11 protein-coding genes are annotated in these 12,436 nt (G+C 32.6%); 7 read left to right on the forward strand and 4 right to left on the reverse strand.

The annotated features are described in order from the left end of the window. Positions 1-211: 211 nt before the first annotated feature. From RMO53_RS11860 to RMO53_RS11880, 5 genes are all read left to right on the forward strand, one after another. Positions 212-454 carry a hypothetical protein gene (locus RMO53_RS11860; RefSeq protein ID WP_310380994.1) on the forward strand — a complete coding sequence of 81 codons (243 nt, stop codon included), beginning with the start codon at positions 212-214 and terminating at the stop codon, positions 452-454. A 96-nt stretch (positions 455-550) separates the two neighbouring features. Beyond that, entirely contained in the window at positions 551-787 is a 237-nt protein-coding gene (locus RMO53_RS11865; protein WP_310380997.1) for an addiction module protein, read from the forward strand. After that, entirely contained in the window at positions 784-1,083 is a 300-nt protein-coding gene (locus RMO53_RS11870) for a type II toxin-antitoxin system RelE/ParE family toxin (RefSeq protein WP_310380999.1), read from the forward strand. Before RMO53_RS11865 ends, RMO53_RS11870 begins: the two co-directional genes overlap by 4 nt. 193 nt (positions 1,084-1,276) lie before the next feature. Then, positions 1,277-3,358: a T9SS type A sorting domain-containing protein gene (locus RMO53_RS11875; RefSeq protein ID WP_310381002.1), complete on the forward strand. Its 2,082-nt coding sequence runs from the start codon at positions 1,277-1,279 to the stop codon at positions 3,356-3,358. 58 nt (positions 3,359-3,416) lie between these two features. Further along, positions 3,417-4,571, forward strand: coding sequence for an ATP-binding protein (locus RMO53_RS11880; RefSeq protein WP_310381005.1), 1,155 nt, complete (start codon positions 3,417-3,419; stop codon positions 4,569-4,571). Positions 4,572-4,852: 281 nt separating this feature from the next. Here RMO53_RS11880 and pheT read toward each other — a convergent pair whose 3' ends face one another. The 3 genes from pheT to RMO53_RS11895 form a co-directional block, all read right to left on the reverse strand. Continuing rightward, a complete protein-coding gene (pheT, locus tag RMO53_RS11885; protein ID WP_310381008.1) occupies positions 4,853-7,273 on the reverse strand; it encodes a phenylalanine--tRNA ligase subunit beta in 2,421 nt (806 codons plus the stop codon). A 64-nt stretch (positions 7,274-7,337) separates the two neighbouring features. Continuing rightward, positions 7,338-9,446 carry an ATP-dependent DNA helicase RecG gene (recG, locus tag RMO53_RS11890; protein ID WP_310381010.1) on the reverse strand — a complete coding sequence of 703 codons (2,109 nt, stop codon included), beginning with the start codon at positions 9,444-9,446 and terminating at the stop codon, positions 7,338-7,340. A 143-nt stretch (positions 9,447-9,589) separates the two neighbouring features. After that, complete coding sequence (locus RMO53_RS11895; protein WP_310381012.1) at positions 9,590-10,324, reverse strand: diphthine--ammonia ligase; 735 nt, start codon at positions 10,322-10,324, stop codon at positions 9,590-9,592. A gap of 138 nt (positions 10,325-10,462) precedes the next feature. On the opposite strand from RMO53_RS11895, the gene RMO53_RS11900 reads away from it, so the two are divergent. Then, complete coding sequence (locus RMO53_RS11900) at positions 10,463-11,008, forward strand: DUF1697 domain-containing protein (RefSeq protein WP_310381015.1); 546 nt, start codon at positions 10,463-10,465, stop codon at positions 11,006-11,008. A gap of 4 nt (positions 11,009-11,012) precedes the next feature. Beyond that, complete coding sequence (locus RMO53_RS11905; protein ID WP_310381462.1) at positions 11,013-11,906, forward strand: patatin-like phospholipase family protein; 894 nt, start codon at positions 11,013-11,015, stop codon at positions 11,904-11,906. Here the strand turns inward: RMO53_RS11905 and RMO53_RS11910 are convergent. Continuing rightward, the gene (locus RMO53_RS11910) at positions 11,898-12,419 is read right to left on the reverse strand and encodes a hypothetical protein (protein WP_310381019.1); all 522 of its coding nucleotides are present in this window, start codon (positions 12,417-12,419) and stop codon (positions 11,898-11,900) included. The genes RMO53_RS11905 and RMO53_RS11910 overlap by 9 nt on opposite strands. Positions 12,420-12,436 lie beyond the last annotated feature (17 nt).

The raw sequence follows: 12,436 nt of genomic DNA on the forward strand, positions 1-12,436 counted from the left end.
GAGCTTTTTTTTGTGGTTTCCTGTCATTGCGAGGAGGCACGACGAAGCAATCTCATATTGGAAGCAAGTAATATTATGGTGCTCGTGCCTCTCAATGATAAATAAATATAGATTCCTATTTATAATTCAAAAAATGTCCAAAATAGATAATTATTTATAACCTTGCTATTCAATCTACTTTTTTTGTAAATTTGTTTAAAATCTAATACTTATGAATGCAATTTCAACCATAGAAATGTATAATATTCTCAAAGGAAAACTTGGTGAAAATGAAGCCAAATCACTTACAGAATATGTTGAGAGTAAAGGTGAAAGAACTTTTGAGAAGGAAAAAGATGTGCTAGCAACTAAAGAAGATTTAGCAAATGTAAAATCCGACATTATAAAATGGATGTTCATTTTTTGGATTGGGCAAATTGCAGTGACCTTAGGAATTGTATATTTTAGAGGTTAGAAATTTTTAAATAGTATAAATAGCTCCGCAATTTGCGGAGTTTTTTTTTGTTATTACCAGTACTTATTTTTGTACTTTTGTTAAAACTCAAAAAATATGCAAGCTATAAAACAAATTATTGATGTTGAAAATCATACGTTTAGCGTTGTGCTTCCAAAAGATTTTACTGCAAAAAGAGTAGAAGTTATTATTTTGCCTTCTGATCCAGAAGACGATATTCCTCAATGGCACAAAGATATTATAGATAAAAGATTAAAAGATTACAAACAAAACCCGGAAGATGTTACTGATTTTGATTTTTTTTGTGATGAGCTGGAAAAAGAAAATCTATGAAGTTTAAATCTGTAATACAAAATACTGCGAAGAATGATTTACGAGAAGCTGTAAAATGGTACAATATTCAGAAAAAAGGATTAGGAAATGAGTTTTTAAGTGCAGTTAGACAAACTATTTCAAGATTAAGATTGTTTCCAAATCTGGCTCAAATTAGATATTTTGAAGTTCATACAGCAGTTATGGAAACTTTTCCTTATATGATTCATTATTATATCGATCCGAATAAAAAGGCAATTATCATAATTGGTATTTTGCACACCTCAAAAAATCCAGAAGATTGGAAAATTAGATAAATTAAAGACACCATTTCTTAATCATAACGAAATGGTGTTTTTTTGTGCTGTATTGTCATTCCTGACAAGAGAATAGTCTCCCTTCGTGAACTTTATTTTTAAATTTTATTTTTAAAAGAAAAAGATTATTAAATAATTCATAATTCATAATTCATAATTCATAATTCATATATTTATGAACTAAATTTCCCAAATGAAACAAATCTACTTTTTACTCATTGCTTTTTGTGTTTTTACTTCTACAAACGCTCAAATTGTTTCCATTCCTGATGCGAATTTTAAAGCGAAGTTATTGGCGGCGAATTCTACAAATTCTATTGCAAAAGATATAAATGCTAATGCAGTTAAAATTGATACCAATAATGATAATGAAATTCAAATTAGTGAGGCTTTATCTATTTCCTTTTTAAGTGTAGAATCATCCAATATAAATGATTTAACAGGAATATTAAATTTCAAAAATCTGGTTCGTTTATACTGTCCAGGTAATAAAATTAATGTTTTAAACTTAAACAACTTAAGAAATCTAGTTTACTTGCATTGTGACAACAATCAACTTACAATTTTAGATTTAAGTAATTTAAATAGTATTGAATTTCTATTTTGCAGGAACAATAATCTTAAAACATTAGATATTAGCAAATTATTTAAACTCAAAAGTTTTTACTGTGATAATAACCAAATTACTACCTTAGATTTAAGTAAATTATTAAACCTTACAGCAAAATCGTGGTCGCTTAATCCATTAGAATCTTTGTTTTTGAAAAACGGAATAAGAAACGATTCCGATAATTTTTCCAATATCCCAACCCTAAAATACATTTGTGTTGATGATAATGAACTCGAATCCATACAAAAACAAACAACTGAATACGGTTATTCTAATTGTGTTATAAATTCATATTGTTCCTTTGTTTCAGGTGGTACATTTTATACTATCAAAGGAAATCAAAAATATGATAGTAATTCCGATGGTTGTGATGCAAATGATGCTTTAATGCCAAATTTAAAATTTAGTATTACTAATGGCACAACGGTAGCAAATTTGATTTCCGATGGATCAGGTAATTATTCAATTCCTGTTCAAGCAGGAACTTATTCCATTACTCCAATACTAGAAAACCCTAGTTATTTTATAGTTTCACCAACTAGAATAAACGTTACTTTTCCAAGCCAAACTAGCCCTTTCGTTCAAAATTTCTGTATAAAGCCTAAATTGAATCCCGATTTAAGCGTTATTATACTTCCTTTAACATCAGCAAGACCCGGTTTTGATGTCAAATACAAACTAATCTATAAAAACAAAGGAAATACAACTCAATCGGGTTCGGTAAATTTAATTTTTATGGATGCGGTTTTAGATTTAGTTGTTGCAAATCCAATAACAACAAATCAATCCACAAATAATTTATCGTGGAATTTTACCACTTTAAAACCTTTTGAAACTCGTGAAATTATTTTCACGATGAATGTGAATTCGCCAATGGAAATTCCTCCTGTAATTAATGGTGCAAACTTAAATTTTATCACTTCAATAACTTCATCTGCCACAGACGAAACACCTATTGACAATACTTTTGAATTTAATCAAACCGTGTTGGGTTCTTATGACCCGAATGATAAAACTTGCTTAGAAGGTGCGGTAATTACTCCAGCACTGATTGGTCAATACGTTCATTATATGATTCGTTTTGAAAATACAGGAACTTTCGCCGCCACGAATGTGGTAGTAAAAGATATGATTGATTTAACCAAATTTGACATTTCGACTTTGTTACCAACCAGTGCCAGTCATTCTTATGTAACCAATATTACTGCGGGAAATAAGGTAGAATTCATCTTTGAAAACATCAATCTTCCTTTTGATGATGCCAATAATGATGGTTATATTGTTTTCAAAATAAAAACGTTGCCAACGCTTGTGGTAAATGATACATTTACCAACGAAGCCAATATCTATTTCGATTATAATTTCCCGATTCTTACCAACAAAGCCACTTCAACTTTCAAAACCTTAGGAACACAAGATTTTGACTTTGCTAGCTATTTTACTGTATATCCAAATCCAGCAAAAACGGAATTGAATATTACTGCAAAAGAAACAATCGAAATTAAATCCATCAGTATTTACAATGCTTTGGGACAATTGGTTTTGGTTGTTACCAATGCGGAGAAAGTCTCTAAGATTGATGTTTCTAGTTTAACAGCTGGGAATTATTTCATCAAAATAAATTCAGACAAGGGAACATCGAATGCACGATTTGTGAAGGAATAAAGTTCATCAAATAAAAATAGTTCTTGCAGATTAGGAATCGAATTCCTAATTTAGCAGAATGATAGCAAGAACGATTACTCCAAAAGTAGAAGAATTACTAGAAAAATTCCCCATTGTCGCTATAACTGGGCCACGACAATCTGGAAAAACTACTTTGTCTAAAATTGTAAAACCCAATTATAAGTATGTCAATTTAGAAAATTTATCGGATAGGGAATTTGCAAAAACAGACCCGATGGGTTTTCTTCAAACCTATCAAAATGGCGTTATCATTGATGAAATTCAGAATGTACCCAGTTTGTTTTCCTATTTGCAAGTAGTTACCGATGAGCGAAAAATAAACGGGGAATACATTATTACAGGATCACAAAATTTCCTGATGATGGAACAAATTACGCAATCTCTAGCAGGTAGAGTTGCATTGTTTACTCTTTTACCTTTTTCGATTGAAGAATTAGAAAAAACAGAATATAGTGTGCGAAATTGGGAAGGATACGCCGTTTCAGGTTCTTATCCTCGAAAAATAATTCAAAATATAGATTCGTCAGATTATTATGGAAATTATATTAAAACCTATGTTGAAAGAGATGTTCGATTGCTTAAAAATATTTCAAATCTCGATTTATTTCAAAAATTTATACAATTATTAGCCGGTAGAGTAGGGCAATTATTCAATCAAAGTAGTTTAGGCAACGAGTTGGATTTAGACAACAAAACTATCAATTCGTGGTTTACTCTTTTAGAAACTTCTTTTCTCGCGTTTAAGTTGCAACCCTATCATTCTAATTTTAATAAGGTGATTGTAAAAACACCAAAAATATACTTTCACGACACTGGTTTACTATGTTATTTGTTGGGAATTCGTAGTACAGAAGATTTAGAGTTACATTTTGCAAAAGGAAATATTTTTGAAAATTTAGTAGTTTCAGAAATGTATAAAAACGGAATAAATAATTCAACAAGAACAAAATTTTATTTTTGGAGAGATAAATCCCAAAACGAAGTAGATTTAATCGCTGAAACTGGTGCTAGACTTGATGCCATTGAGATTAAATCCGCAAAAACAATCAACCAAAACTATTTTAAAGGACTAGATTATTTTAAATATTTAAAAACCGATACACATTTGCACTTGGTTTATGGTGGTAATGAAAATCAAGAACGAACGAACTATAAAATAAGTTCCATATTTAACTTGCCAGATTTTAAATAATGTCACAAATTAGGAATTGAATTCCTAATTAGCAAGATATCAGAAAATATGTTTTAAAATATAAATGCCAACCCTAATTTTAGGATTGGCATTTATATTTAACTCATACGAACCAGTTATATAATCTAATGCAATCTGCCAAGTCCTTTTGTCACGCTGTAAAGCGTCCCTGCTCTCGTGCGTCGAGACTCCTACAGAGTGACAAATAGCCTTGTTTTATGGACTATTTTATATGTTTGTGATTATCTAATGACCTTAATTGCCTTATATGGTTAAAAATTTTACCTCAAACTAGCACCCAATTCGGTTTCCAGATTCTTTTGCAACTTGATCATAATTTTGTCAATTTGAACATCGGTCAGGGTTTTGGTATTATCTTGAATCGTGAAACTCACGGCATAGGATTTCTTGCCTTCAGGAAGATTCTTGCCCTGGTACACATCAAACAAACTAATGTCTTTCAACAATGATTTTTCGCTTTGTCTAGCAATGTTATAGATAGAATCAAAGGAAACATTGTCATCCAATAGCAAGGACAAATCTCGTCGAACTTCTGGATATTTGGGAATCTCGGTGAATTTGATTTTATTGGAAAGCAATTTCAATAGCAATGCCCAATTAAAATCGGCAAACAAAACTTCTTGCTTGATGTCAAAATGTTTTAAAACTGATTTTTTGACCACGCCATATTCAACTAGAATATCATTTCCAAAACCAATCGCCATTCCCTCTGAAAAAACATCCGAAGTTATGGGAAGATTTTGTGTTTTTTGTATTCCTAATCTCGAAAGCACTCCATTTACATACCCTTTAAATAAAAAGAAATCCGAAGGTTTTTGAGCATTAGTCCAGCTTTCTTGATTTCTGTTTCCAGTCACGAGCATCGTCAAATGTTTGTGTTCTTCGTAACCTGAATCTAATTTATGGTAGGTTTTCCCGAATTCAAAAAATTTCAAATCTGAATTTCTACGATTGATGTTGTACGAAATAGCTTCTAATCCAGAGAATAATAACGATTGTCGCATTGCCGCCAAATCATTGCTCAATGGATTTAATATCAATACATTGTGTTCTTCTTTCAACATTTCTGACAATAGAACGTAGGAAGAAGTCGTCAAGGAATTCGCCATCATTTCATTAAATCCTTGCGAATTCAATTGCGTTGCAATGATGTTTTGAACTTTATAATCTTCGGTTCTAGGCGCATTAGAAACAGTTGCGTTTAATTTCTCCGAGAATTTGATATTGTTGTAACCATACACTCGAAGAATTTCTTCGATAACATCGATTTCTCTTTGCACATCAACTCTATAAGCAGGAATTGTCAAGCCTAATCCAGCATCAGAAACACTATTTACTTTTATTTCTAATGAAACTAAAATGTTTTTAATAGTTTCCTTTGGTAATTCTTGACCAATAATTTTCTTAACATTATTAAAATTCAAAACCACTGGAAAATCTTCAATTTTCTTTGGATAAATATCAATAATATCCGAAGTGATTTCGCCCCCAGAAACTTCTTGAATTAACAAGGCAGCACGTTTCAAAGCATATTCGGTAATTGTTGGATCAATTCCTCTTTCAAATCGAAAGGAAGCATCGGTATTAAGTTGGTGTCTTTTGGCGCTTTTTCGAATGCTCACAGCATTAAAATAAGCACTTTCTAAGAAAACAGATGTGGTAGTATCTGAAACTCCAGAATTTTTTCCGCCAAAAACTCCTGCTATACACAATGGACCGTTTTCGTCACAAATCATCAAATCTTCTTCGTGCAAACTTCTTTCTATGTCGTCAAGAGTTGTAAATTTGGTACCTGTAGCTACTGTTTTTACACTAATTTTGCCATTTATTTTCGCTGCATCAAACGCGTGAAGTGGCTGTCCTAATTCGTGAAGCACATAATTGGTAACATCGACTAGATTATTTTTTGGATTGATACCAATAGCTTTTAAACGGTTTTGCAACCAAGCTGGTGATGGTTTTATTGTAATTCCAGAAATTGTGACACCACAATATCGTGGAGCTAAAAGTGGTGCTTTTACATCCACATCTATTTTTAAAATCCTTTTATCAACTCTAAAATTACTTACTGATGGTGTGATTAGTTCTACATTAACACCGCTTTGTAACAAACCGGCTCTTAAATCTCTGGCTACACCAAAGTGGCTCATTGCATCTGCACGATTGGGAGTTAGTCCAATTTCGAAAATTTCGTCATTTTCAATTTTAAAAACACTAGCCGCAGTCGATCCAGTTTTGAAGGAATTGTCAAGTACCATAATGCCATCGTGACTTTCGCCAAGACCCAATTCGTCTTCGGCGCAAATCATCCCGTGACTTTCCTGACCTCTAATTTTTCCTTTTTTTATTTGAAAAGCATTGCCGTCTTTGTCATATAATGTTGTTCCAATGGTCGCAACGGGTACTTTTTGGCCAACAGCTACATTAGTTGCGCCACAAACAATTTGCAAAGGGATTCCATCTCCAAGATCTACTGTGGTTACTTTCAATCGGTCTGCATCTGGATGTTGCACACAGGTTAGAACCTCACCTACAACAATTCCTTCCAATCCACCTTTAACCGATTGGTAGTTGTAGACCATTTCAACTTCAAGACCTAAATCGGTCAATAAAGCAGCAGTTTCTTCGGATTTCCAATCTATTTTTATGAATTGTTTTAACCAGTTGTAAGATATTTTCATTTTAAAATAAGTATATTTTATTGAGTGCAAATATAATTATCAATTGTCAATTTTCAATTAATAATTAACTTATATAATTCCAAATAGTTGCCTTTTTTGTCAATTCTGCATAAGTTGCATTCAGAGTAGCGTTTTCAGGTTTTTGCATTGACGCATCATCCTTCAAAATTTGTAAAGCATAATTTCGCGCTAAAATTAAGATATCTCGATCTCGAATTAAATCTGCAATTTGAAGTTGGAGTACACCACTTTGTTGCTTACCCATTAAATCTCCTGGACCACGTAATTTTAAATCAACTTCGGCAATTTCGAAACCGTCATTTGTTCCTACCATTGTTTCCATTCGGGTTTTACTGTCGGCACTCAATTTATGGCTCGTCATCAAAATGCAATAGCTTTGTTCCGCACCACGACCTACTCTTCCACGCAACTGGTGGAGCTGTGAAAGTCCAAAACGTTCTGCACTTTCTATAATCATCACACTCGCATTGGGAATATTTACACCTACTTCAATCACAGTTGTTGCCACCATAATATTGGTTTTTCCTTCCGCAAAGCGTCTCATTTCGGCATCTTTATCTGCGGGTTTCATTCTTCCGTGCAGAATAGAAATGGAATAGTCTGGCAAAGGAAAATCTCGCGAAATGCTTTCATAACCATCCATCAAATCTTTGAAATCCATAGTTTTTGATTCTTCAATCAGCGGATAAACAATATAAATTTGGCGACCCAAAGCAATTTGGTCTCGAATAAATTTCCAAACTTTCAGGCGATTGCTATCAAAACGATGTACGGTTTGAATGGGTTTTCTGCCCGGCGGTAATTCGTCAATCACCGAAATATCTAAATCGCCATACAAACTCATTGCTAAAGTTCGAGGAATAGGAGTGGCGGTCATTACTAAAATATGGGGTGGAATATCATTTTTTTTCCAAAGTTTCGAACGTTGTTCCACTCCAAAACGATGTTGTTCGTCAATCACGGCTAAGCCTAGATTTTGGAATTTTACTTTATCTTCCAATAAAGCGTGCGTACCAATTAGGATGTGTAAAGTTCCATTTTCGAGTTCTTCGTGAATGATTCTTCGAGTTGCAATTTTTGTTGAACCAGTGAGTATTTTAATATTGATATTCAATTCTTTGGCTAATTCTGTCAAACCATTATAATGTTGATTTGCCAAGATTTCGGTTGGTGCCATCAAGCACGATTGAAAGCCATTATCTAAAGCAATCAGCATATTCATCAAAGCCACAATTGTTTTTCCAGATCCCACATCGCCTTGTAGTAATCGGTTCATTTGTGCGTTACTTCCCATATCAATTCGGATTTCTTTGATGACTCTTTTTTGAGCATTCGTTAGCTCAAAAGTCAGGTGATTTTGGTAAAAATCATTAAAATAGTCTCCCACTTTTGTAAAAGGATGCCCTTTTATTTTATGCTTCCTAATCCGATTTTTTGTGATTAATTGTAATTGAATATAGAATAACTCTTCAAATACAAGTCTAAATTTTGATTTATTCAAAAGTTCTTGACTTTTTGGAAAATGAATGTTGAATAAAGCTGCATTTTTCGGAATCAGTTGCAATTCATTAATCAAATAAATAGGTAAGGTTTCAGAGAATTGAGCTTGTGTTTCCTGAAACAATTGCTGCATCATTTTGTTTACAACCCGATTCGAAATTCCTCGATTTGACAAGGTTTCTGTCGATGGATAAACGGGTTGCATTGCTGAACGCAAACTTTGTTCGTGTTCTGTCATCAATTCGATTTCGGGATGCGCCATATTAAACGTGTTGCCAAAAGAAGTGCATTTCCCAAAAACAACGCACATTTCGTTGAGTTTTAAACTTTCGCGGATCCATTTGTGACCTTGAAACCAAACGAGTTCCATTTGACCAGTATCATCCACGAATGTGGCGACTAATCGTTTCTGATTTTTGCCAAATTCAACGGTTTTAATATTGATTATTTTACCTATGATTTGTACTTCGGCAACGTTATTTTGCAATTTGTTGATCTTGTAATACCGTGTTCTGTCAATGTATCGATTGGGAAAAAAATTAAGTAAATCCCCGTATTTATCAATTCCAATTTCCTTGCGAAGCAAAGCACCACGATTGGTTCCGACACCTTTGAGATATTCGATTTGGGTTTCTAGGAGGTTGTTGGACATTTTAAATTTTTTTAGAAAAGAGAACAAAGAGAATAGAAAATAGAGGTATCGAGTCTATTCTCTTTGTTCTATATTCTTTTATCTTTTAGAAGCGAAGATAGCTTTTTGTTTGGAAATGCGGAATGTATGAATTCAAATTTTGGCTATTTCTCTATCAAATCACAATACCAAAATCCATAATCAAAAGCATCTGTAGCACTCGTATCACAGGCCGTATTTGAAGAATCTGTTTTTGGTTTTTCGTATTTGCGATAAACGATTTCTCCAATTGTGAAGGCTATTGGTTTAGAGAAAATTGGACCATCAAAAGTAAAGGTGTGAAACTCGCCATTTTCTCCACATACATCTACGTTTTCTGGTAAATCATCAATGAATTTTTGGTCGATTATGCGACCTACAAAGCTTTTGTCAAGAAAACGTTCGTTTACACAAACGACAATAGTTTTAAATTCCAAGTTAATAAATTCATTAATCAAGTCTTGAGTAGGAATTTTCCAAAGCGGAAAAACACCCTCAATTCCTATTTCGGCTAATTTATCCTCACGGTATTTTCGTAAATCTTCTAGAAATATATCACCAAAGATGGAATATAAAACACCGTTCTTTTTTAGCTTTTCGAGTGTTTCTCGAACAACATTTTCATAGATTTCCATTGAAGGCATTTCAGGAATTTGCATGATTTCTAGTGGTAAACCAATACTTTGTGCTTGTTGCTCCAATAATGTAACTCGAACTCCATGCATAGAAATACGCTGAAATTCTTGGTTTACGCTTGTTATCAAACTGATAATTTCAAATTCTTGATTTTGTAATACTTTGTAGAGTGCCAAAGCAGAATCTTTGCCGCTACTCCAATTAAATAAGGCTTTGTTTTTCAATGTAATTTTATAAAATTTTTCTGTTAGTAAACTTACAAATTTACTTCGATTAGTTCAGTAAAGGTTTGTAACTTTGTTTTTAGAAAATCAGAAATTGATGCAAAACAATAAGCATCATTAAAAAATAAAATCTAAAAAATGGCAACTCATCTCGCATTGCTTCGTGGCATAAATGTTTCCGGACATAATATGATAAAAATGGAGGCTTTGAAAACTACTCTAGAAGGCATTGGTTTTGAAAATGTGCAAACCTATATCCAATCTGGAAATGTTTTTGTTGACACCGATGATGAAAATGCTGCCGCCGTGGGTTTTAAAATTAAACAAGAGATTTTCAAGGCTTTTGGTCACGAAGTGCCTGTAGTTGTCATTGGAAAATCTGATTTGGAAGCTTGTTTCAAGAACAATCCTTTTTTGAAAGAAAATGAAATCGATTTTAAAAAATTGTATGTAGCTTTTGTTTCGAAAGAATTGCAAAAGGAAAATAGGAACGAATTGAAAATTAGCCAATTCAAACCAGACGAAGCCAGTATTGACGCCAGTAGAATTTACATTAAATATTCAGTTGGGGCAGGAAAAACACGTTTTGACCAAAAATATATTGAAAAAAAATTGAATGTTACAGCAACAATCCGCAATTGGAATACAGTAACACAATTGTTGCAACTGTATGAACAAAGATAAATTTATGAGAGCATTAGTAATATCTGGTGGTGGAAGTAAAGGTGCATTTGCTGGCGGTGTTGCGCAATATTTAATAGAAAATAAAAAATGTAAATATGATTTATTTTTAGGTACTTCAACCGGAAGTTTACTGATTTCGCATTTGGCAATGGGGAATATTGATAAAATTAAGAACATTTACACTAATGTCAATATGGACAAGATATTTGATATTAACCCTTTTATTATAAAAAAAAGAGGCGGTGTTGAAATTGTAACCATCAACCATTTTAGTGTAATTTGGCAATTTTTAAAAGGAAAACGGACTTTTGGAGAAAGTAAAAATTTGCTAAAATTAATTAAATCAAATTTTCCTATTTCGGATTTTAATAAATTGAAAGAGTCAAAAATCGATGTTGTAGTTACGGTTACCAATATTTCAAAAAACGAAGCCGAATATAAATCGATAAAGGATTGTACGTATGCAGAGTTTTGCGAGTGGACTTGGATTTCGGGAAATTATATTCCGTTCATGAGTTTAGTTACTAAAAACGGTGATGAATATGGCGATGGTGGTTTTTCGAGTTTAGTTCCTATTCAAGAAGCCATTAATCGTGGCGCAACAGAAATTGATGTCATTATTTTAGAAACCGAAAGTTTTACTACAAAAACTATTTTTGGTAGAAATCCTTTTTCGCTATTAATTGATTTATTCCGGATTACATTAGATCAAATCGAAAAACACAATATTGCCATTGGAAAACTTATCGCAAATAACAACAAAGTCACTCTAAATCTATATTATACGCCAACTAAATTAACAAATAACGCCTTGATTTTTAATAAAAGGAAAATGAAAAAATGGTGGGAATTAGGGTATACTCATGCACAAAATAAGAGCGATACTATATTACCATAACTGACTCACTTCGTTTTTTAAGAACGCTAATGCAGCGCTACTGGGCGATTGTTTTTCTAATAAATTTTTCAATATAGTTTCTCGCAATTGATTGGCATTAATTATCGCTTCATTTTTTGTTGCTAGAAGAATCATTTGTATTGTAGCATTTTTAGCAGTAGTTATTATTGACCAACATTCGTCAGAAATATAAATTTGCTGGGCTAAATTATGTTCAAATTCTTGCTCAATTTGTGCAATCACATAATTTTGATAATCATTTTTATTTTCAGAAATCGGAGTGATTCTCACTAATAACTGGCTGGGATTAATGCGTTCCAAAAATAATGTCATACGTTCGTAAGCTTGCAAACGTATAGATAAAGTATCAGGTTTTGTTTCTTTTTGAAGTAGATAATTTCGCTTCGCAGCCTCGTTTTTCGTGTACAATTCAAAGAAATTATAAGCAATAAATCCCATTAATAGTGTTGGTAAAGTGTAACTTATTAATTCTATAATTCGAGTGGAGTCCATTTTATATTTTTTTAAAT

Origin of the sequence: Flavobacterium sp., from assembly GCF_031409475.1 — a bacterium.
Taxonomy (GTDB): domain Bacteria; phylum Bacteroidota; class Bacteroidia; order Flavobacteriales; family Flavobacteriaceae; genus Flavobacterium.